We start from the raw sequence: 22,444 nt of genomic DNA, 5'->3' as shown, positions 1-22,444 counted from the left end.
AGGCGTCGGGCCGGTTGGCGTAAACGACAAAAAAGGATCAGATTACGCCATCTTGCGGCAATGAAAGCGCTGGCGGTATTCTCCGGGCGTGAGGTGAAGCTGTTTCTCAAAGATGCGGCGCAAGTTAATGCTGGTGCCAAAGCCGCTTTGCTCAGCAACGCGTTCAAGGGGATCGCGGGTCTGTTCAAGCAGCTGGCGGGCGGCGGCCAGACGCGCCTCGGTCACGTAGCGGGCAGGCGAGACCCCGGCCTCGCGGGTAAACACGCGGGTGAAGTTACGCGGGCTCATCGCCGCTTTCTCGGCCAGGTTCTCCACGCACAGATCGGCGGTGAGGTTCTGCAGGATCCAGCTTTGCACCTCGCCTATCGGTCCTGCTGTGCCGGGCTGTTGCAGGCTGTAGCGGCTGAACTGCAGCTGTCCGCCGGGACGTCGCAGATACATCACCATATCCTGCGCCACGTCGCGGGCGAGGGTAAATCCGTAGTCGTCCTCCACCAGCGCCAGGGTCAGGTCGAACCCGGAACTCACGCCGCCGGAGGTCCAGATGGGGCCGTCCTGAATGTAGAGTGGGCCGCCTTCAACCTGGATTGACGGGTACTGGGCTTGCATGGTCTCCAGCAGCCGCCAGTGGGTGGTGGCGCGACGACCGTCCAGCAAGCCGGTCTGGGCCAGCAGCATCGCGCCGCCGCAGATCGAGGCGATCCGCCGGGCGTGCGGCGCAGCGAGGTGCAGCCAGTCGACTACGGCTATGCTCTCCTGCTCGTTCATACCGCGTCCGGTGATGATAATGGTGTCCAGCGGTTCGCGCGGATCCAGCTCCGGAAGCCGATAGTCCGCAAGCAGGTTCAGACCGGACTGGCCGTGGATCACCTGGTGAGGCTGCGTGGTGGCGATGATAATCCGGTAGCGGGGCTGCGCAAGCCCTTCCGGATGCAGCCGGTTGGCCTGCATCAGAATGTCGGCGATACCGGCGGCTTCAAACAGCATGCCGCCGTCGGGAACGATAATCAGGATCTTCTTCATGTCCTGAAAAGTACCTTTAATACAGAATAAGTCAAGCGACGCGTGCGCTCTGTGTTTCTGGCAAAGCAAAGCGATTTAAGTTCTTTGTTATTTCAGGCGTAATCCCCGATCTTCAGGGCTCTGTCTCTGGCGAAACGGCGTCTGAAGGAATGGGTAAACGAAGCTCCCTCTATTTACATCCACAACAACGCAATCAAATCCACCGCCTCGCGTCGGGTTTCTTGTGGCGAAGCGAACTGCCCACCTGGCTGGTAATGTTCACGATTTATGCGGGCTGGTTTGCCACGCTGGCGTTCTGGCAAACGCTCGGCCTGCTGCCCGCCACGCTGCTGCTCATCGGGTTTACCGCCTGGTATATGTCGTTGCAGCATGAGCTGATCCACGGGCATCCCACCCGTTTTGCCTGGCTTAACCAGCTGTTCGGCACGCTCCCGCTGGCGGTCTGGTACCCGTACGGCCTGTACCGGGATTCCCATCTGGCCCACCATCGGTACGATAGCCTGACCCATCCGGTGGATGACCCGGAGTCGTACTATTTTACCGAGGCGAGTTGGGCGCGCTTTTCCCCCTGGCAGAAGCGCCTGATCCGGGCCCGAAATACCTTTGCCGGGCGGCTTCTGCTGGCGCCGCTGCTGGATATCGTCCAGACGCTGGGCAGCGCCGTGGCGGCGTTTCGTCATCTTCACCTGCGGGCGATGACGATGTGGCTGGTTCACATCACGCTGCTGGCGGCACTCTTCGCCTGGATGACGGACGTTGGTTTTTCACCTGTCTGGTTTGTGCTGGCGGTCAGTTATCCGGCGCTGGCGCTGACCAAGGTACGATCGTTTTTCGAACATCGTGCGGCGGACGATCCGCTGGCGCGCTCCGTCATTAACGAGGCCGGGCTGTTCTGGCGGATACTGTTTTTAAATCTCAACTATCATTCAGTACATCATGATCTACCGGGCGTGCCGTGGTACGGACTGAAGGCGATCTACCAGCAAAACCGGGAGGCGTACCGGGAGCGAAACCGCGGTTTTCTGGTCAGGGGCTACGGTGAATGGCTGCGCCGGTTCTGGTTCAGTCCCGTCGACGTCACCGTTCACCCCGGAAAGCAACAGGGAGAAGGGTATGAGTAACCTGCTGGCGTTTCCCATGTATGCGGTGGATCGCGCCGACACGCGCGCGCTCTGGCTGGCGGTAAAGGGGCTGCTGGCCGCACGCGGTGTGCCCGTCGATGATGTCCCCGACGGGCCGGAGTCCGATCTGCTCACGCACTGGCAACAGCCCGGGCTTATCCTCAGCCAGACCTGCGGTTACCCGCTGGTCACGCAGCTTCCGGACGTGCAGGTTGTCGGCTGTTTTCACTACGCGGCCCCGGGCTGCGAAGGGATCCAGTACCGCAGCTTTCTGGTGGTGCGCGAGGCGGATCGGCATCTCACGCTGGCGGATTTTCGCGGCCGACGAGCGGTCTGTAACTCTGCGGACTCGCAGTCCGGCTACAATGCGCTGCGAAAAAAAGTAGCGCCTCTGGCGGCGGACGGTCCGTTTTTCGCGCAAACGTCCTTTAGCGGCAGCCATCGCCAGTCGCTGAAGGATGTCAAACGCGGAGCAGGGGATATCGCGGCCATCGACTGTGTCACCTGGGCACTGCTGCAGCGTCACGAACCGGAAGGTCTGAAGGGGCTGGCGGTCATTGACCGTACCCCGCTGACGCCAGGGCTGCCGCTCATTACCTCGCCCCACACTTCGCCTGACACCCTGAACGCCCTTCGCGATGCGCTCCACGCGCTGGTGAGTTTGCCGGAACACCGGGCCGTTTGCGACGCGGTACTGATTGATAATTTCAGCGAAGCTGAAAGGAAAGTGTATATGACAATATTCAATTAACTTGATAGGATTTAAAAAAACCTTATAAATCAAAAGATTAATCAAGGTGTGAACGCCAAGGCAAAACACTACTAAAAAGAGGCATTATTTAATTTCATTTTGCGATGTTTGGCTAAACACTTCATTACTAACTTCAAAGTTACATTGTTTTGCTCAAGATGATGGCATACAATGATCTAGTCTTTAGCGTAAACGAGTTACAATGTCGGGTGTTTAGCCAGACTCTAATTTATTGAACGAGTTACACGTGCGATGTGTTCGCATCCCAAACTCGTTGCCTCGTTTGGGATGCGAACACATCGCAAACCTTAGTAAAGATTCTTAGTGCCCTAGTGAGGTCGAACTCTTATAAGATCGGCCTCACTAGAGACTTTGAGGATAATTAATGGAATTGGTAGCACAACTAGCACATATTTTGAGCATCTCGGAGCAGGATACACTCCGCTTGATTCTCAATGCTCCATATAAATATCGAGTTTATACAATACCGAAACGTACGCATGGTCGTAGAGTGATTGCTCAGCCTACTAAGGCGGTTAAAAAATTACAGAAAAGTTTTTTACATCTGTATGATTTCCCGGTGCATTCAAAATGCATGGCTTATCGTAATGGAATAAGCATTAAAGATAACGCTGAGAAACATTTAGAAAACCCATATCTCCTTAAGTTGGACCTTTCAGACTTTTTTAATTCACTTACGCCAAAGATTTTCTGGAATACCTGGCAGAAATTCCAACAGGTTCCTGATGCTCTGGAACAACGATTGATAGAAAATATTGTTTTTTGGAATAACAATTCCAAATTAACTCTTAGTGTTGGCGCCCCAAGTTCTCCGGTAATTTCTAATTTTTGTTTGTATTTTTTTGACGAAAAATTAGAAGCTTATTGCCTCAAAGAAGATATTGTATTCACACGCTATGCTGATGATTTAACTTTTTCAACGAAAAAGAATAATGTTTTATTTAACTTGCCAAACATTGTTTCAAAGTATCTAAATGATATTTTTGATGGTGCTCTCACTTTAAATAATAATAAAACTGTATTTTCATCAAAAGCACACAACAGGCATGTTACTGGTATTACTATTACTAACGAAGGAAATGCTTCGATTGGAAGAGAACGTAAAAGATATATTAAACATTTACTTCATAAATATAAATTAAATCATTTAAATTATAATGATATTAATCATCTGCGAGGCTTGCTGGCTTTTGCATTTTACATCGAACCAAACTTTGCGACCACGCTAAGCAAAAAATACACTCGCGAGTTATTAGAAAAATTAAATGAGGAGAGAGGATGAAGGATACAAATATCAAAAAAAATCAAGAGAATAAGATAAGAGCACTAAAGCGTAATGCTCTTAAGGGAAATATTTCTTCAATGTTTGAGTTAATGGGAGGGTACGAAGCTGGCATTGACATTCCTATCGACTTGAAGCTATCAGATGAATATTTTAAAAAATGTGTAGATGCCTTAGGTTTCGATTTAATCTCTAATATTGAAGTTCCAAAAAATAAAATTAAACTTGATTCGCTTCGATTGGTAAATTTCAGAAAGTTCAGCAAGGTTGATATTAATTTCGATAACAAAGTCACTGTTTTCATTGGTGATAATGGGGCCGGTAAAACGACATTACTGGATGCGATTGGTCGTACTTTCTCATATATTAATGCTAGAATAATTTCGAAAAATCGTAATGGTAGAGCTTTAGATGATTTTGATGTTAAAGTTGGCTGTAACGATAATGCAGAAGCAATAACTTCCATATCTCTTGGCCGACACACAAAATATTCCGGTTCACTAGCTAGGGCTGCCAAAGGGATAGAAAATTCGAAAGTAAGTGATTTAGAAAGCTATACTCAGTTATCAGCTTTATTTCGGATAATTAATTTTAGGCTTATGCAAGCGGTTAATAGCCCTATTAATATACCTTTATTTGCTTACTATCCTGTTGAAAGGTCATTTGTAAAGTCAAACCAAACTTTTGATATTGAAAAATTTGATGCTGTCAGTATAGAATCTCGTTTTGACTCTTTAGATAAATCTGCGATTGATGGGGCGTCAAACATTGAAGAGTCGCTCAAATGGTTTATTTATAACGATAATCTTATCAACAATGATCATTTAGTGAATGAAAGGCGTGTAATTGAGACGGAAATAAAGGCGTTAAGTTCTATTGCTAATCTTCCGAATGCTCTTTCAGAAGAGTTAACAAAAAGAATAACAAGATTAAAATATCTTGATGAGAACATTTCCGGTTCTACACAAAGTTACTCAAACAAAGTTGTAAGAGTTTTTAAAGATGCAATTATTAAATCCGTGCCAAGTGTGTCGGATATTTTTATTGATAGATCGTCTGGCCGCCTTGAAGTTAAAATTATTAATGACAACGAAACTATAAATATATTTCAAGCTTCTAAAGGGCAGCTTGTTTATCTTGCGTTGATAGCTGATCTTGCCAGGAGGCTTATATCACTTAACCCAACATTAACCAATCCTTTAAATGGTCAAGGTATTGTATTAATTGATGAGATTGAATTACATCTTCACCCTGAATGGCAACAAAATATAATTCGTAGTCTTACGGAAACTTTTCCTAATGTACAGTTTATTGTTACAACGCATAGTCCACAAGTACTTTCAACTGTTTCTAAAAAAAATATAAGGAAATTAAGCGAAAATATTCACGGTGAGGAAATTATAGCGATACCTATGGCTGAAAGTTATGCTCGTTCTTCATCTGAAGTTTTAAGCACGGTCATGCATGTTGAGCCTATACCAAATTTTCCAGAAAGAAAAAAGCTTGAAAGATATAGAAAAATTATTGAACAAGGTGACTTTAGATCTGAGGAAGCTACAAACCTTCTTCATGATCTGACTTTAGCATTAGGTAGTGACCATGAGGAGTTAATTAGCCTTTCTATCGTTAGAAGAAGAAGAGAGAAACTCGAATGAGACATATAATAAAAACTAATGGAGATTATTTTCTTTTACAGAGAAATAAAAATAAACCTAGAACTGGCATTGAAGCCAGAAGCGCATGGAGTCGCTTTGCTCACAAGAACGCAACAGCTAAAATATGCCTAAAAGAACAATATGGATTGTGTTGTTATAGTGAAATATGTCTACTTGATCAATTTGACATTATTGATTCTAATGGTTCTGGTATTAATGTTGATTATGGTTATCATATTGAACATATAGAACCAAAATCTAAAGTTCCGCTCAAAACTTTCGAGCATACTAACCTTGCTTTATCAGCAATAAATAGTGGGTGTCTAAGAACATTAGATAAGAAAGATGTTTTTGGTGGTCATTTCAAAATTAATCGTTATAGCGTTCAGGCTTTTATATCACCGTTGTTTGTAAATGCTCAAGATTATTTTCATTATGAAGCTTCAGGTCGTATTGTACCCAAAGATAGTTTACCTAGTCGCCGAGAAAAAGCAAAGGCTCGATTTACAATATATCTTTTAAACCTAAATGCCCCTGTGCTTGTTAATTGGCGTAAAGTATGGCTAGGTGTTTTGACAAAGCTAATAGAAGAGAATGATTTTGATGTTTTGAGCGATATTGCTGATCTTGAATTGTCTCCTGTAAATGGTTCACTTAGACCTTTTCATTCTGCTCAAAAACAATTTTTTGGAAAGCTTGGAGAAGAAGTATGTAAAAAAAACAATCTTTGAAAAAGTTAGCTTTTAAACAGGGAGGTTTAAATGAGGCTTTCTTTACCTATTGGTAATCAATATGCTAGTGTATTAAATAAATTTGATGCTAGTTAACTGAGTAAGCTTTGTGATTTTTACAGAAGAAAAAACAATTCAACGATATATGATATAATCATTGCAAGTAATACCCTGTTTTGACAAGTTGATCTGGTGGATTTGATGTTATAAGTTATTTTTAGGCATGTTTAAATGGGGCGTTTATTAAAGTGGGCAGGTAATGAATGATGTCAATTAAAATCTCTAAGCTAGAAAGAAAATAGTTATCGCACTAGTTTATTTTTCGAGGTGAAAAAGCGTTTCATTGGCTGTATCGAGAAGAATATCTTCATTTCGTTTGTATTAAGTGGGGATGTATAATTTTATTTTAATAATCTCGCAACGATTTTTGGGGGCGAAATTAAATATAATCGACATTTTTATCATCATTACTTTCCGAATGAAATATCTCCTGCGCGTCGGTAAAGCAGCGCAGCGCCAGCGAGGAGACCGGTTTTTGCCTGCGCATAATCAGGCCGACAGGGGCCTCAATGTTCGCATCGGCGATGGGGACAATCCTGAAATGGCTGTTCAGATCTTCCAGTCCGTTGTTCAGCGGCATCACGGCGCAGCATACGCCGCTTTGCACCGCCTGAATGATCTGGAACGTGGAGTCGCTCTCGAAAACGGACCTCGGTTCAATGCCAGCAGACTGAAAGCTGGCCTCCATATGCGCCCGGTAATGCATCCCTTTGGTCAGGAACCCCAGCGGAAAATCCGTCAGGTCGCGCCAGGTCAATTTCTCCTGGCCGAGCTGGAAATGGCGGACGTCGTGCAGCAGGCCCATCTTCGTTTTGGGAAGCTGGATAATATCGAACTGGCTGGTGTCGATGCTGTTGAGATAGCAAATCCCCAGCTCAAGCTGATTGCGGCTGACGCCGTCGGCAATCTGCGCGGAGGACATGGAATAGAGGCTATAGGTCAGCTCCGGGTATTTTTGCGTCAGCAGGCGAATAAAGATCATCGGATCCACACTCGCCAGCGGCACCATCCCCAGACGGAGTTCCCCCACCACCTGGCCTTTGCACAGCGCGGCTTCCGCCTGTAGCCCGTCGTGCGCGGCCAGCAGCGCGCGGGCCCATGCGAGGATGCGTTCACCCTCCGGCGTAAACCCTTCAAAGCGCTGCCCGCGCACAATCAGCACCAGCCCCAGTTCCTCTTCCAGGCTGCGGATGCGCATGGAGAGGGTCGGCTGGGTGATGTTGCACTGCGAGGCCGCCTTGCCAAAATGGCGGGTCTCGTCGAGCGCGATTAAATATTTTAACTGTTTAATATCCATCTTTTTCTCTGCGCGAACAGCCTTACAGCATGCGGATCTCTTTTGAGCGCAGGGTGATGCGAACCGGAACGGATTTATACGACGGCGTACCGCTGTCCTTATCCAGATAATCAAGCGGTACCAGCACGTTGGCCTCCGGATAATAGGCCCCGACGGTCCCCGGCGCGATGTTGTACGCCACCACGGTAATATCTTCCAGACGCTGTCCGTTGCCGGGCAGGGCGGTTTCGATATCCACGCGGTCGCCGTGTTCCAGCCCTGACTGCGCCATATCGTCTTCGTTCATAAACAGCACGTCGCGACGGCCAAACACGCCACGGTAGCGGTCATCCAGCGCGTAAATGGTGGTGTTGTACTGGTCGTGGCTGCGCAGCGTGATCAGGCGCAGAACGTGCTCTCCTTCACCGCTGGCGTTCTCATGTACGCCGTCGAAGACCGAGAACATCGCTTTTCCCGTCGCCGTTGGCCAGAGACGTTGCGTTGGCGGCAGCGGCATACGGAAGCCGCCGGGAACGCGGATCCGCGCGTTGTAGTTCTCAAAGCCCGGAATGGTCTGCTCGATCAGATCGCGGATCCGGTCGTAATCCTCAACCAGCGTCAGCCAGTCTACGCGGGTATCCGGCAGGGTGGCTTTCGCCATGCCCGCGACGATAGCGGGTTCTGACCGAAGCAACGGCGAGGCGGGTTTTAACTTGCCGGATGAGGCATGGACCATCGACATCGAGTCTTCGACGGTAATGGACTGGCGGCCGGTGGCCTGAATATCCAGCTCGGTACGGCCAAGACACGGGAAAATAAAGGTCTCTTTGCCCACCAGCAGATGGGTACGGTTCAGCTTGGTGCCGACGTGAACGCTCAAATCGAGGGAGCCCATGGCCGGAAAGCCGCGTTCATGATCGGGCATCGCCACCGCAAAATTACCGCCGAGGCAAATGAGCGCTTTTGCGCGGCCGTCGATCATCGCCTGCGTGGCCTGCACCGCGTCATGGCCGTGGTGAGACGGTGGCTCAAAGCCGAATACATCCTTCAGACTGTTAAGGAAGGCTGGCGTGGGTTTCTCGCTAATCCCGACGGTACGGTTCCCCTGCACGTTTGAGTGACCGCGCAGCGGGCATATTCCCGCGCCGGGCTTGCCGATATTCCCGCGCATCAGCAGCACGTCAGCGATCAGGCGGACGTTGGCCGTCCCTTTATTGTGCTGGGTAATGCCCATCCCGTAGGTAATGATGGTGGCATTCGATTTCGCATAGGCCTCAGCCACCTGTTTGAGTGCCGCCTGGCTCAGACCCGACTCGCGCTCAATGTCGTCCCAGCGGGTTTGCGCGATATCGTCGGCAAAGTCCTCAAAGCCCTGGGTGTGTTCGGCAATAAACGCGCGATCGAGCACGTCCCCGCGTTCGGCCTCCATTTCCAGCAGGTGTTTGGCAATCCCTTTCAGCGCGGCGGCATCGCCTCCGGCCTTCACCTGGAAATAGGTCGAGGCGATATCCGTGGAGCTGTAGGTCGCCATTTCAATCACGCTCTGCGGATCCGCAAAACGTTCCAGGGCGCGCTCGCGCAGCGGGTTAAAGACGATAATCGGCACGTTGCGGCGGGCCAGCTCGTGGAGGGTCCCCATCATGCGCGGATGGTTAGTGCCGGGGTTATGGCCGATGGAGATCACCAGTTCAGTCTTATCAAAGTCATCCAGCGAGACGGTCCCTTTCCCAATCCCGATCGAACGGGGCAAACCGACGCTGGTGGCCTCGTGACACATATTCGAGCAGTCGGGGAAGTTGTTGGTGCCGTATTCGCGAGCAAACAGCTGGAACAGATAAGCTGCTTCGTTAGAGGCGCGTCCGGAGGTATAGAACTCGACCTGGTCCGGCTCGAGCCCGCGCAATACTTCGCCGATGCGTTGAAACGCCGCGTCCCAGTCGACGGGGCGGAAGGTGTCACTCGCCCGATCATAGCGCAGGGGGTGCGTGAGTCGACCGTAGCCTTCCAGCTCAAAGTCCGATTTTGCCAGCAGCGAGGAGACGCTGTTTTCGGCCAGAAACGCGGGGGTGACGCGTTTGCTGGTCGCTTCCCAGGTCACCGCTTTGGCGCCGTTCTCGCAGAACTGGAACGTCGATTTGTGTTCTTTATCAGGCCACGCGCAGCCCGGGCAGTCGAAGCCGTCAGGTTGGTTGGTGCGCAGCAGCGTCGCGGGGGCGTCAAGGGTATCCATTTGGGTGCGTACCGCAATGGCCGTTGCTTTCAATGCGCCCCAGCCGCCAGCAGGGCCGTCATAGTGTCTGATGCCTGGCACCGAGCGTCTTTTCTTGTTCATACCCACTCCTGATTTGTTCGATCACACAACGCCTGAGCTCAAAAAATCACTGACGAGAGCAATAGGTGAAAGCAATGACGACCGAATGGCAACGCACATACGGAACGGAAAAGCGCCTTAACGCAAACTCTTTTTATTACAGTAATTTATCTGGTCTGGTGTTTAAATATTTAAAGAAATTATAACGAATTTTTATCATTTTAATAATAAATCTTATCTATCGTCCGGTAGGCGAGATAGATGGCGGTGAGCAGGAAAGTATGTAGCGCCAGTAAAACTTCGAATGAAGCTGATGCGCTGGAGATATCGCCGCGATTCGCGGCTGGTGGGCTGCTGGAGGCATTTTTCAATTGAGAGAATGGCAGGAAGGTTTACTCACGCTTAATGAATAATAGATATAAGGTATACCTGACAGTGGAATTATTACGGCCGAAAATATACGCTTTTTTTGCGGCATGAAATTAACATCTTGCTGCATAAGTGAAATATTCTCACCCAGGCGATGAAGCGTCTTCAATATTAAAGATACCCTGTTAGTGCAACAAATAATTCATCAGAGATATATTCCTTTGACATCAAAAAAACGCGAATTCTACTAATTATGGTAGTGGCGATAATAGCGTGATTGCGTTAATGAAAGTGGTTCTCCTTTATGTTTTTTAATATATAAAACATAAACTTATGTCGTTTTGTGGTGAAGAAATAAGAAAGGGTGGGCCATAACGTTTTTTATCATAGGATTAATCCTATAATTTTCCGACTGCTTCATTTACCAACAGTTACGCGGCGGTAAATATTGAATTGATACGAAGCTCATGTAAACTTGTTTACCGTTTGTCAAAATATGTCAGGAAGACACTGGGCCTTATTCTGAAAGGCTCGTGCGGTAGCTATGCCCTTAAAGTAGTAACGCCCCGAAAATATCCTGGCTATTTTAACAATAGCACTTAAGTCAAACTTCATCCCCTTATCTCCATCATCGAAATATCGCTACGGAAAAGCATATGAAAATGCGCGTACTGTTTTCACTTCTGTTTGTAATGGCGGTGGCGGGCTGTAAAGCACCGCAGAAACCTGTGATCAACGACGATACGATCGAGACCAGCCAGGTCAACGGCGTCACCTTAACCCACCGTCACGCCGTGACGGCGCCGACGGAGTTCAACCCGGTTAACGAGCCGTATCGTGCCATGTATCCGGCCTCCCTGATGAGCCGTCCTGACTTTGGCGGTAAAGTTATCCGCACTCTCGAGACCGGAAAAACGTACGTGGTGCTGGGGCAGGTTGAACACTACTGGATGGCGCTTGCCGATGAAGGTAACGAACAGCTGATTGGTTACGTTCCGATGCGCGCTGTTATCAAGGCCGACCAGTACGAAGCCACCGTGCGTAAACAGGCTATTCGTCCAAAGGCGCGTAAAAAAGCGACCTGTGTTGATGTCGACGGTAACAGCAAAGCCTGCAAAGACAGCGCTAACGGTACCTGGATCCTGAACTAAACGGCTTTCATGAGCGCATTTTTATGAATAATAAAAATTTTCATAAGCTGTGGTTACCCTTTTACGCGATGATTTTCGCGCTGGTCAGTGGTTGTACGTCGTCTTCACACAGCGACCCCTCCCGCTACAATCTGCAGTTTCAGGCTCATCCACAAATCAATGAATCTGCGCCGCTTAAGGTCCGGGTACTGTTGCTGAAATCCGATGCGGATTTCATGTCCAGCGACTTCTACTCCCTGCAGAACAACGCGTCAGCTACGCTTGGCGCGAATCTGCTGAACAGCGATGTGTTCTTCCTGATGCCGGGACAGCTGTCGAAAACCCTCAGCGGGCAAAGCTCGCCGGAGGCTCGCTATATCGGCGTGATGGCGGAGTATCAGGTGCTGGATGGCAAAAAATGGCGCGTTTCACTCCCTCTGCCCGTGCCTGGCGAAAATCATATCTACCAGTTCTGGAAATGGTCCGCAGATGAACTTCAGGCCAACGTTTTTCTCGACGTGAACGGCATTCGGGTCATCAGCCAGTAACGCGCTTCAAAACAGGAAACACATCATCATGACGAAAGCAGAAAAGGTCGTCTGGACCGAAGGCATGTTCCTGCGTCCACACCATTTTCAGCGGACTGAAAGCTATCTGCTCAACCATGTTCGTGAATGGGGCGCGCTGCAGCGATCGTATCTCTGGGGCTTTCTCGACGTTGAACTGGATGAAGCGATGCTTCGTCAGGGATGCATAGCTCTGAGCTACTGCAGTGGGCTGCTGCCGGACGGCACCTTTTTCCAGGTCCGTAATGGGCGCAACGGTCCTGTACCGTTGAAAATTCCTGACAATCTCACCAACGAAAAAGTGGTGCTCGCACTGCCGGTTCGTCGTGGTGAGAGAGAAGAGGTGATTTTCAGCGAAGAGCCAGCCTCGCTGGCGCGCTTTATTGCGTTTGAGCAAGAGGTGGAAGACGATAACGCCATGTCGGTGGGGGATGCCACCGTTCAGTTTGGCCGCCTGCGTCTGACCCTGATGCTCGAAAAAGACCTCACGGCAGAGTGGACCGCCATCGGCGTGGCGTTTGTGACCGAGAAGCGTAACGACAACCACGTGCGGCTCGACAACAGCTACATCCCGCCGATGCTGAATGCCAATAACAGCCCGCAGATCTACAGCATGATCAACGATCTGCACGGCTTGCTGGTGCAGCGCAGCCAGCAAATTGGCGGCCGTTTGCGCCAGCCCGGCCGCTTTAACACCTCTGAACTGATCGAGTTCACGCTGCTGTCGCTGGTTAACCGTCACCTTGGCGAGGTGTCTCATTTAAAAACCCTTCCGCTGCTGCACCCGGAAACGCTCTGGCGCAGCTGGTTGCCGTTCGCGACCGAACTTGCCACCTGGACATCGCAGCGGACCGCTGAAAGCGTACTGCCGATTTACGATCATGACGATCTGGCAAACTGCTTCAGCAAGCTGATGCTGATGCTGCGTCAGGGGCTGTCGCTGGTGATGGAAGACCATGCGATCCAGCTGCCGCTTAACGAACGCTCTCACGGCCTCAACATCGCCACGGTGCCTGAAACCAGCATGGTGCGTGAGTTCGGCTTCGTGCTGGCGGTCAAAGCCAATGTGCCGGGCGAACACCTGCAAACCCATTTCCCGGCGCAGATGAAGGTCGCACCGGTGTCGAAAATCCGCGATCTGGTTCAGCTTCAGTTGCCGGGCATTATGCTGCGCGCCATGCCGGTCGCACCGCCGCAGATCCCGTGGCATGCCGGCTACAGCTACTTCGAGCTCGAGAAGGGCAGCGAGCTGTGGCACGAGATGGATAAGTCCGGCGCATTCGCCCTGCACCTTGCAGGGGAGTTCCCGGGGCTGGATATGGAGTTTTGGGCCATCCGTAGCCCGACAGAATAATAAAGCGAGCGCTTAATATGCAGGAACGACAGGATACCGGCAGCGATGCCGCGTTCACCGGGGCCAGTAGCAATAATCAGCTGGTGGCGGCCGCCAATCCGCTGCTCAATGCGATTCCGCAGATCCGTCATTCGGTATCGCATGACGATCAGGTGGCGCTACGCCAGCGCCTGATCGATGAAATTCGCCGTTTCGAAGTCCGTTGCCAGCAGGCGGGGCTGCCCTACGAAGTGATCGTCGGGGCACGCTACTGCCTGTGTACGGCGCTCGATGAGGCTGCCGCGCTCACCCCCTGGGGCAGCAGCGGGGTCTGGTCAAGCAATGGCCTGCTGGTGACGTTCCATAACGAAACCTGGGGCGGCGAGAAGTTTTTCCAGCTGCTGGCGCGCCTGTCGCAAAACCCGCGCGAGCACATTCTGCTGCTGGAGATGATCAACTACTGTCTGCTGCTCGGTTTCGAAGGGCGCTATCGGGTGCTGGACAATGGCCGCACCCAGCTTGAGACCATCAAGCAGCGGCTGTGGCAGATGATCCGCGGCGTGCGCGGCAGCTATCCGCCGCCGCTTTCTCCTCATCCGGAAGACCGTCCGGTGCTGCGCAAGCTCTGGCGGCCCATGGTCCCCCTGTGGGCCTGCGTGGCGCTGGCCGGGTTTATCGCCTGCCTGTTTTATATCGTGCTTAACTGGCGTCTTGGCGACAGCACCAACCCGGTGCTGGCGAAGATTTACCAGTCCCAGCTGCCGGAAACCACTATTCAGCAGCCGGCGCGTCAGCTTCCGGCGGTGCTGAACCTGCGCGGCTTCCTGAAACCGGAAATCGAGGCTGGCCTCGTCGCGGTGAAAGACGAAGCGGATCGCAGCGTGGTTATCCTGAAAGGCGACGGGCTGTTTGCCTCTGCCTCGACCGTCGTGCGTGACCGCTATGAACCGGTCATCCACCGCATCGCGCAGGCGATGAATAACGTGAGCGGCAAAATTCTGGTGGTGGGCTACAGCGACAACGTGCCGATCCGCAGCGCGCGCTTTGCCTCTAACTATGAACTCTCGCTGGAACGCGCCCGCTCGGTACAGAAAATGCTGCAGGGAAGCCTCTCTCAGCCTGGCCGCGTGAAAGCGGAAGGGCGGGGCGAGATTAACCCGGTGGCGCCGAACACGACGCCTGAAAACCGCGCCCGTAACCGCCGTGTGGAAATTACTCTGCTGGTGTCGCCTGAAAATACCCAGGCCGAGCTGAACGGATTGCCGCAAGGAAACTAAGGAATGCTGACGACTCTTCTTTCCATACTGACTAACCGCATTCTGTGGAGCTTCCTCGGCGTCACGGCGCTGGCGGCGGTGATCTGGATGATTGGACCGCTGCTGTCCATCGTGGACACCCGACCGCTTGAATCTGAACAGAACCGCATCATCAGTATCGCCGTGGTCTATCTGCTCTGGGCGCAGGGCCATATTCTGCCGCGCCTGTACAACGCCTGGCTGAACCGCAAGCTGATGGATAAGCTCAAAGAGAATACCGCCAGCCCGGAAGCGGCGGATCCGCAGAAGCGACTGAACAGTGAGGAGCAGATCCTCGCCAGCCGTTTTGATGAAGCCGCGCAGATGCTGAAAAAAGCGCACTTCAGCAAGGCGGGACAGGGCGCCCAGTGGACGCAGCGCTTCAGCACGCAGTACCTCTACCAGCTGCCGTGGTACGTCATTATCGGCGCGCCGGGATCCGGTAAAACCACTGCGCTGGTCAACTCCGGGCTGCAGTTCCCGCTGGCCGACCGTTTCGGTAAGACCGCCCTGCGGGGTATTGGCGGCACGCGTAACTGCGACTGGTGGTTCACCAACGAGGCCGTGCTGCTGGACACCGCGGGTCGCTATACCACCCAGGAGAGCGAGCAGGTGCAGGACGCCGGGGAATGGCTGCAGTTTATGGGGTTACTGCGTAAGTATCGCCGCCGCCAGCCGATCAACGGCGTGATCGTTACCATCAGCATTTCTGACCTGCTCACCCAGTCAGCCGAGGCGTCCCGCCAGCAGGCGGTAAACCTGCGTCAGCGTCTGTCCGAGCTGCATGAACAGCTGGGTATCCGCTTCCCGGTCTACGTGATGGTGACCAAGGCCGACCTGCTTAAAGGCTTCCGCGCCTGGTTTGCCGACTACGACAAAGCGCAGCGCGATCAGATCTGGGGCTTCACGCTGCCGTGGGAACAAACTAAACACGCCGATTACGACCTGATGGGCAACTTCCAGCAGGAGTTTTCGCTGCTGCAGCAGCGCCTCGACGCCGGGCTGCCGGAAACCATGCTCAAAGAGCATGACGCGAAAACCCGCGCAGAAGCGTATCTCTTCCCGCAGGAGTTCGCCGCGCTGCGTCCGCTGCTGGCGGATTACCTGAGCACGGTCTTCGCCCGCTCCAACTTCGAAACCGAATTCTCCCCGCGCGGGATCTACTTCGCCAGCGGGACGCAGGAAGGCATGCCGTTCGACCGCGTGATGGGCGAACTGAACCGCGCGCTGTCGCTGCCGGAAGGGGCAGAGAGCGATAACTGGGATTCGGTCAGCAAAGAAGCGCCAATCCCGGGTGCAAAAGGCCAGAGTTTCTTCATCAAGAACTTGCTGCAAAACGTCATCTTCCAGGAAGCCGGGATCGCCGGGGAAAACCGTTGGTGGGAGCTGCGCAACCGGGCGGTGATCTGGTCAGGCTATGCGGCGCTGCTGGCTCTGCTCGCGATCCTGGGCGGGCTGTGGCTCACCAGCTATGCCAAAAACAAGGCCTATCTGGAAGAGGTGGATGCAAAGGTTCCGCTGCTCGATCAGCAGAGCAAAGCCCTACAGAACCAGACTCAGCGTGACCTGTTCGAACTGCTGCCGCTGCTGAATAGCCTGGTGGATCTGCCGAAAAGCGATGCCTTTGATGTGAACGATCCGCCAATCTCCCGCCGCATGGGTCTTTATCGCGGGGATGACGTCAGCGACGCCTCCCAGTCCCTGTACCAGAAAGCGCTGGATCAGATGCTACTTCCTGCCGTCGCCATGCACATCACCACCTGGCTGCGCAACGACAACGGCAGCGATGTGGAATACAGCTATGAAGCGCTGAAAGCCTATCAGATGCTGTATCAGCCGAAACACTATGACGGCAAATTCCTGCATTCATGGGTGATGCTCAACCTGCAGCGTAACCTGCCGCAGAACGTCACGAAGGCGCAGCTGCAGCAGCTTGAATGGCACCTGACGCAGCTGCTGGAGCCGAAAATTCAGGCCTCGCCGTACGCGCAGGACGAATCCCTGGTCGCACGCGAAAGAGCGATGATCAACCAGCAGCCGCTTTCCACGCGCGTCTATGGCCGCCTCAAGCGCCTGCTGGAACATGATGACAACCTGAAGCCGGTCTCCCTTTCCGACCTCGGCGGACCGCAGAGCGAGCTGGTGTTTTCGCGCAAAAGCGGCAAGCCGGTGAGCGAGGGCGTACCGGGTCTCTATACGCCGGACGGCTACTGGAAAAGCTTTAACGGCCAGATTGACAGCGTCACTACGGCGCTGCACGAGGACGACGCCTGGGTGCTGGGGGCCGCCACCGCGCAGGAAGATAAGCAGCAGATCGATAACGCCGTGCGCCAGCTCTATATGCGCGACTTTATCGCCAACTGGGATCGCTTCCTCGCCGACATCCAGCTCAATAACAGCGCCGACCTTTCCCAGCGCATCAACACCGCGCGCCTGCTCTCCGGCGCCAACTCGCCGCTGCGCCGTCTGGTGCAGAACCTGAGCCAGGTCCTGACGCTGTCACGCAATGCGCCAGCGCCAGAAGATGCGGGTAAAGCGCAGGATCAAAGCAACCGCGCCACCCGTACGCTGGAAGCCCTGTTCAGCAACAACGATGCTGCGCCGACGCAGGCCGCGGTGGTTACGCAGGCACCGGAACAGCTGGTGACCGACCACTATGCGCCTATGATTGAGCTGGCGCAGCCGCTGGAGAAGGGCGGAAAGACCATCGTGTTTGATGATTTTCTCAAGCAGGTGGATGAACTCTATCGCTACCTGACCGCCGTTCAGGATGCGGCCAACAGCGGCATGCCTGCGCCGGGCGGGGAGGCGATCAGCCGTCTGCAGGCCAGCGCCGGTCGTCTGCCGGGCGGGCTGCAAACCATGTTCAGCAACATGGCGGTAGGCGCCAGCAGCGACACCCAGCGCCGTGACCTGGAAAACGTACGTAAGCGCATTAACGTTGAAGTGGGCGGATTTTGCCGCCAGGCAATTGCCGGTCGCTACCCGCTGGTGCGCAGCGCCAGCACCGAGGTGACGCCGGACGATCTCGCGCGCATGTTTGCGCCGGGAACCGGGCTGATGGATACCTTCTTTCGCGATAACCTGACCAACAAGGTGGATACCACGCAGGCCAACTGGCGCTTTATGCCGGGCATTGACGGGAAAACGCTGCCGGGAAGTGAAGGGCTGCTGAGACCGTTCCAGCAGGCCCAGTCGATTCGCGACGCCTTCTTTGCTAACGGCGCAACCACGCCGTCTTTCAAGGTGACGGTTCGTACCGTGCGAATGGATAACACCATTCTGAACCTGACCCTGGACGTTGACGGTCAGCTGCTGCGCTACAGCCACGGCCCGCAGGCCGTGCAGATCATGAACTGGCCGGGGCCGGGCGGCACCAACCAGGTCCGTATGCAGCTGGGGCTGGCGAACGGCAGTACGGCGACGCTGGTCACCAACGGCGCCTGGGCGCTGAACCGCTTTTTCGATAAAGCGAGCACCAGCCCCGGCACGGGTAGCCTGAGCCGTCAGGCCACCTTCAACGTCGACGGACATCAGGTCACGCTGGAATTTGCGCCGAACAGCATTCGTAACCCGTTCCAGCTTCCCCGTTTCTCATGCCCATAACCGCAAGGACAGCCGTATGACGAATACCCCTGCGATGAACCGCTACAGCTGGTATGGCAAGTTACCCAGCGCCGGAGATTTTTTGCAGCGTCGCTTTCCTGACACCTTACAGCGCCAGTGGTCGCACTGGTTCCAGGTCGGTCTGCTGGCCTGGCAGCAGGAAGAGCAGCGCAGCGGCGAGCGCCCGTTTCAGAAAGCGCCAGTCTGGAATTTTGTGGTACCGCCCATGCTGGGCAGCCAGATGATCCAGATGGGCTGTCTGCTGCCCGGCCGCGACAGCGTTGGCCGACAATATCCGGTTTGCCTTCAGCTGAGCTTCGCGCCGTCCGAATGGTCGACCAGCCTGCTCAGCCAGGCCGAAAGCTGGTATCAGCAGATTGGGCGCCTGGGGCTGCACGCGGTGCGCAACAGTTTTTCCGCCTCGCAGCTGGATGAGATGTTGATGACCATTCCGGCGCCGCAGCCGGTCGAGCCGCAAAAGCGCTCCGACATCCTGGATGTGATTGGCTATGACGAGGACGGTCAGAGCACGCTGGGCTGGCCGCAGGCGGCAGAGTGTTTTGATCCGCTGCGTCAGACCAGCTACTGGTGGACCAACCGCTGCGACGGTTACCCGCTGTACACCCACGTTCACAGCGGTAACTTCACCGGGCAGCTTTTCACCCTGCTGTTCGATCCGGCAGGGGGGGCCCGTCCGGGCCGTCACGGTCTCTATCCGCCTATGTTTGAATAAGCAGGGATCACATGAATATCGAAGAATTTCTCGCGCCGATAAGCCCCGACAAGCCCTGCGGCGAAAACCTGGAATATGACGCCGACTTTCAGGCGATGAACCAGGCAAGCCTTGGGAAAGCGGAACAGCAGTTTGGCGACACCATTATCCCGGCGGAGCCTGCTGACTGGAACACGGTCGAAAAATACGCCACCAGCTTGCTGACCCGCACCAAAGATCTTCGCGTCCTGCTGGCGTTAACCCATGCCTGGACCCGCCGTCGCGGGCTGGCGGGCTATGCGGACGGATTACTGCTGGTGCAGGAGGCGATCGCCCGTTACTGGGAGCCGCTCTATCCGCTGCTGGAAGAGTATGGCGAAACCGATCCGTTCTACCGCATTAACGCCCTGGCAGGACTGAGCGATAAATCTGACCTCACCGTCGCCGTGCGTAACGCCTCGCTGCTGCGTTCAAACGGCGATGAAATTTCGCTCAGGGATGCCCAGGCCCTGCTGGACGGCAGTAAGACGGAGTGTCCCGACTATCCAGGCGGCCGTCCACGGCTGATTGACGAGCTTTCCCGCGGCGACCAGCCGGGAACCGCAGCGGTTATCGTCATCAACGAACGTCTGCTGGCGATTCGCGAGCTGCTCACCGGGCATCTCGGTGAAAGCGGCGTGCCTGAGATGGAACAGCTGCTGAAAACCGTGGGGCTGGTGGCCAGCGCCTGTCAGGTGACCGACATCAGCAAGCTGCTGCCGAACCGTGAGGCGCAGGCTGAACCCCAGACTGAGCAGCAGCCGACGGCAACGCAGCCCGTTCAGCCGGTCACCGACTGGCGCAGCGTGCAGGTCACCAGCCGCGCCGACGCCCAGCTGATGCTGGAAAAAGCGAAGCAGTATTTTGCACAGTACGAACCGAGTCACCCCGCGCCGCTGATGATTGAACGGGTGCAGCGGCTGTCAGAACTTAACTTTATGGACATTATTCGCGACCTGGCGCCAGACGGCGTTAACCAACTGGAAAACATCTTTGGGCGCCGCGAATAGCGCGTCCAGGCATTATGACGTCAGGCATGGAGCCTGGCGTTTCACCTTCACCGCGCATCTTTGATGGAGAACATCATGGCAATGAGTAACAGTGGGCAGAAATTCATCGCACGTAACCGTGCCCCCCGCGTGCAGATCGAGTATGACGTAGAGATCTACGGTGCAGAACGTAAAATTCAGCTGCCGTTTGTGATGGGCGTTATGGCCGATCTGGTCGGCAAACCGGTGGAAAACCTGCCGGCCGTCGACGAGCGTAAATTCCTGGAAATTGACATCGACAACTTTGACGAACGCATGAAGGCGCTGAAGCCGCGTGTGGCGTTCCAGGTGGATAACACCCTGACCGGCGAAGGTAAGCTCAACGTGGATCTGACCTTCGACAGCATGGACGACTTCCTGCCGGACGCGGTGGCCCGCAAGGTTGAGCCGCTGAACAAGCTGCTGGAAGCGCGCACCCAGCTCTCCAACCTGCTGACCTATATGGACGGCAAAAACGGTGCGGAAGAGCTGATCGCAAAAATTCTGCAGGATCCGACGCTGCTCAAATCCCTGAGCCAGTTGCCGAAAAATGACGAAAGTGCGAAAGGTAGCGAGGAATAATCGATGAGCAACCAGACTCAACAACACGAGCAGCAGGCGGGTCAGGCGTTCAGCCAGGATGAATTCAGCGCGCTGCTGAACAAAGAGTTCCGCCCGAAAACCGACCAGGCCCGCTCCGCCGTAGAAAGCGCGGTCAAAACCCTGGCGCAGCAGGCGCTGGAAAATACCGTCACCTTCTCGAACGATACCTACCGCACTATTCAGAACCTGATTGCCGGTATTGACGAGCAGCTGTCGCAGCAGGTGAACCAGATCATTCACCACGAAGAATTTCAGAAGCTGGAGAGCGCCTGGCGCGGTCTGAGCTACCTGGTGAACAACACTGAAACCGACGAGATGCTGAAGATCCGCTTTATGAGCATCTCCAAGCAGGAGCTGGGCCGCACCCTGAAGCGCTACAAGGGCGTGGGCTGGGACCAGAGCCCGATCTTCAAGAAAATCTACGAGCAGGAGTACGGTCAGTTCGGCGGCGAGCCGTTTGGCTGCATCGTCGGCGACTACTACTTCGACCACAGCCCGCAGGACGTTGAGCTGCTGGGCGAAATGGCGCGCATCGGTTCTGCAGCGCACTGTCCGTTCATTACCGGTACCGCACCGGGCGTGATGCAGATGGAGTCCTGGCAGGAGCTGGCCAACCCGCGCGACCTGACCAAGATCTTCCAGAACACCGAATACGCCGCCTGGCGTTCACTGCGTGAATCGGAAGATGCCCGCTATCTGGGCCTGGTGATGCCGCGCTTCCTGTCGCGCCTGCCGTATGGCATTCGCACCAACCCGGTCGACAGCTTTGACTTTGAAGAGCAGACCGACGGCGCGAACCACAACAGCTACTCGTGGGCGAACGCCGCGTACGCGATGGCCGCCAACATCAACCGCTCCTTCAAAGAGTACGGCTGGTGCACCTCGATTCGCGGCGTGGAGTCCGGCGGGGCGGTGGAAAACCTGCCGTGCCACACCTTCCCGAGCGATGACGGCGGCGTGGATATGAAATGCCCGACCGAGATCGCCATCAGCGATCGTCGTGAAGCCGAGCTGGCGAAAAACGGCTTTATGCCGCTGGTTCACCGCAAAAACTCCGACTTTGCCGCCTTCATCGGCGCGCAGTCCCTGCAAAAACCGGCGGAGTACCACGATCCGGATGCGACCGCTAACGCGCGCCTGGCATCACGCCTGCCGTACCTGTTCGCCTGCTGCCGTTTTGCTCACTACCTGAAGTGCATCGTGCGCGACAAAATCGGCTCCTTCCGCGAACGCGAAGAGATGGAACGCTGGCTGAACGACTGGGTCATGAACTACGTCGACGGTGACCCGGCGAACTCCTCCCAGGAAACCAAGTCCCGTAAACCGCTGGCCGCTGCGGAAGTGCAGGTGCAGGAGATTGAGGACAACCCAGGCTACTACGCCGCGAAGTTCTTCCTGCGTCCACACTACCAGCTGGAAGGTCTGACCGTTTCCCTGCGTCTGGTATCTAAACTGCCGTCGCTGAAGACGAAAGACGCGTGATGATGAGTGCCGGCCCTGGAGGGCCGGCTACATTTCGGTGAATATGAGAT

17 protein-coding genes are annotated in these 22,444 nt (G+C 54.0%); 14 read left to right on the top strand and 3 right to left on the bottom strand.

The window, feature by feature from the left end; translation table 11 throughout:
* Positions 1 to 42 precede the first annotated feature (42 nt).
* On the bottom strand, positions 43 to 1,023 hold the full coding sequence (locus LJA86_RS09255) for a GlxA family transcriptional regulator (RefSeq protein ID WP_032675009.1): 981 nt from the start codon (positions 1,021 to 1,023) through the stop codon (positions 43 to 45).
* A gap of 149 nt (positions 1,024 to 1,172) precedes the next feature.
* Here LJA86_RS09255 and LJA86_RS09250 point away from each other — a divergent pair, with 149 nt between their 5' ends.
* The 5 genes from LJA86_RS09250 to LJA86_RS09230 all read left to right on the top strand — a co-directional run bounded on the left by LJA86_RS09250 (position 1,173) and on the right by LJA86_RS09230 (position 6,584).
* The gene (locus LJA86_RS09250; protein ID WP_229226057.1) at positions 1,173 to 2,144 is read left to right on the top strand and encodes a fatty acid desaturase; all 972 of its coding nucleotides are present in this window, start codon (positions 1,173 to 1,175) and stop codon (positions 2,142 to 2,144) included.
* Positions 2,137 to 2,895 (top strand): phosphate/phosphite/phosphonate ABC transporter substrate-binding protein, encoded by a 759-nt coding sequence (locus LJA86_RS09245; protein ID WP_229226056.1) that lies wholly within the window; start codon positions 2,137 to 2,139, stop codon positions 2,893 to 2,895. Before LJA86_RS09250 ends, LJA86_RS09245 begins: the two co-directional genes overlap by 8 nt.
* Before the next feature lie 385 nt (positions 2,896 to 3,280).
* A complete protein-coding gene (locus LJA86_RS09240; RefSeq protein ID WP_229226055.1) occupies positions 3,281 to 4,198 on the top strand; it encodes a retron St85 family RNA-directed DNA polymerase in 918 nt (305 codons plus the stop codon).
* Complete coding sequence (gene ptuA / locus LJA86_RS09235) at positions 4,195 to 5,853, top strand: retron Ec78 anti-phage system effector ATPase PtuA (protein WP_229226054.1); 1,659 nt, start codon at positions 4,195 to 4,197, stop codon at positions 5,851 to 5,853. Before LJA86_RS09240 ends, ptuA begins: the two co-directional genes overlap by 4 nt.
* Positions 5,850 to 6,584 carry a retron system putative HNH endonuclease gene (locus tag LJA86_RS09230; RefSeq protein ID WP_229226053.1) on the top strand — a complete coding sequence of 245 codons (735 nt, stop codon included), beginning with the start codon at positions 5,850 to 5,852 and terminating at the stop codon, positions 6,582 to 6,584. The genes ptuA and LJA86_RS09230 overlap by 4 nt, the downstream gene beginning before the upstream one ends.
* Positions 6,585 to 7,023: 439 nt before the next feature.
* On the opposite strand, the gene LJA86_RS09225 is transcribed toward LJA86_RS09230, so the two are convergent.
* Together LJA86_RS09225 and LJA86_RS09220 are read right to left on the bottom strand one after the other, a co-directional pair.
* Positions 7,024 to 7,941 carry a LysR family transcriptional regulator gene (locus LJA86_RS09225; protein WP_229226052.1) on the bottom strand — a complete coding sequence of 306 codons (918 nt, stop codon included), beginning with the start codon at positions 7,939 to 7,941 and terminating at the stop codon, positions 7,024 to 7,026.
* 22 nt (positions 7,942 to 7,963) lie between these two features.
* Entirely contained in the window at positions 7,964 to 10,252 is a 2,289-nt protein-coding gene (locus LJA86_RS09220; RefSeq protein WP_229226051.1) for an FdhF/YdeP family oxidoreductase, read from the bottom strand.
* Between the two features lie 1,004 nt (positions 10,253 to 11,256).
* Between LJA86_RS09220 and LJA86_RS09215 the strand changes: the two genes are divergently transcribed.
* The 9 genes from LJA86_RS09215 (at position 11,257) to tssC (ending at position 22,394) form a co-directional block, all read left to right on the top strand.
* Positions 11,257 to 11,751 carry a hypothetical protein gene (locus LJA86_RS09215; RefSeq protein ID WP_023344390.1) on the top strand — a complete coding sequence of 165 codons (495 nt, stop codon included), beginning with the start codon at positions 11,257 to 11,259 and terminating at the stop codon, positions 11,749 to 11,751.
* 23 nt (positions 11,752 to 11,774) lie between these two features.
* Positions 11,775 to 12,278 (top strand): type VI secretion system lipoprotein TssJ, encoded by a 504-nt coding sequence (gene tssJ, locus LJA86_RS09210; protein WP_023618341.1) that lies wholly within the window; start codon positions 11,775 to 11,777, stop codon positions 12,276 to 12,278.
* Between the two features lie 28 nt (positions 12,279 to 12,306).
* Positions 12,307 to 13,650 (top strand): type VI secretion system baseplate subunit TssK, encoded by a 1,344-nt coding sequence (gene tssK, locus LJA86_RS09205; RefSeq protein ID WP_029740099.1) that lies wholly within the window; start codon positions 12,307 to 12,309, stop codon positions 13,648 to 13,650.
* A 17-nt stretch (positions 13,651 to 13,667) separates the two neighbouring features.
* Positions 13,668 to 14,906, top strand: coding sequence for a DotU family type VI secretion system protein (locus LJA86_RS09200; RefSeq protein ID WP_045908263.1), 1,239 nt, complete (start codon positions 13,668 to 13,670; stop codon positions 14,904 to 14,906).
* Positions 14,907 to 14,909: 3 nt separating this feature from the next.
* Positions 14,910 to 18,530: a type VI secretion system membrane subunit TssM gene (tssM, locus tag LJA86_RS09195; RefSeq protein WP_229226050.1), complete on the top strand. Its 3,621-nt coding sequence runs from the start codon at positions 14,910 to 14,912 to the stop codon at positions 18,528 to 18,530.
* Positions 18,531 to 18,546: 16 nt separating this feature from the next.
* A complete protein-coding gene (gene tagF / locus LJA86_RS09190; protein ID WP_045908265.1) occupies positions 18,547 to 19,263 on the top strand; it encodes a type VI secretion system-associated protein TagF in 717 nt (238 codons plus the stop codon).
* Between the two features lie 11 nt (positions 19,264 to 19,274).
* On the top strand, positions 19,275 to 20,291 hold the full coding sequence (gene tssA, locus LJA86_RS09185; protein ID WP_229226049.1) for a type VI secretion system protein TssA: 1,017 nt from the start codon (positions 19,275 to 19,277) through the stop codon (positions 20,289 to 20,291).
* Between the two features lie 75 nt (positions 20,292 to 20,366).
* Entirely contained in the window at positions 20,367 to 20,891 is a 525-nt protein-coding gene (gene tssB, locus LJA86_RS09180) for a type VI secretion system contractile sheath small subunit (protein WP_008502644.1), read from the top strand.
* Positions 20,892 to 20,894: 3 nt separating this feature from the next.
* Positions 20,895 to 22,394 (top strand): type VI secretion system contractile sheath large subunit, encoded by a 1,500-nt coding sequence (gene tssC, locus LJA86_RS09175; RefSeq protein ID WP_021240385.1) that lies wholly within the window; start codon positions 20,895 to 20,897, stop codon positions 22,392 to 22,394.
* Positions 22,395 to 22,444: the final 50 nt, after the last annotated feature.

The sequence above is a fragment of the Enterobacter sp. TCD1-1 genome (assembly GCF_020567405.1).
Classification (GTDB): Bacteria; Pseudomonadota; Gammaproteobacteria; order Enterobacterales; family Enterobacteriaceae; genus Enterobacter; species Enterobacter quasiroggenkampii.
This window is presented reverse-complemented; position numbering and strand designations above follow the sequence as displayed.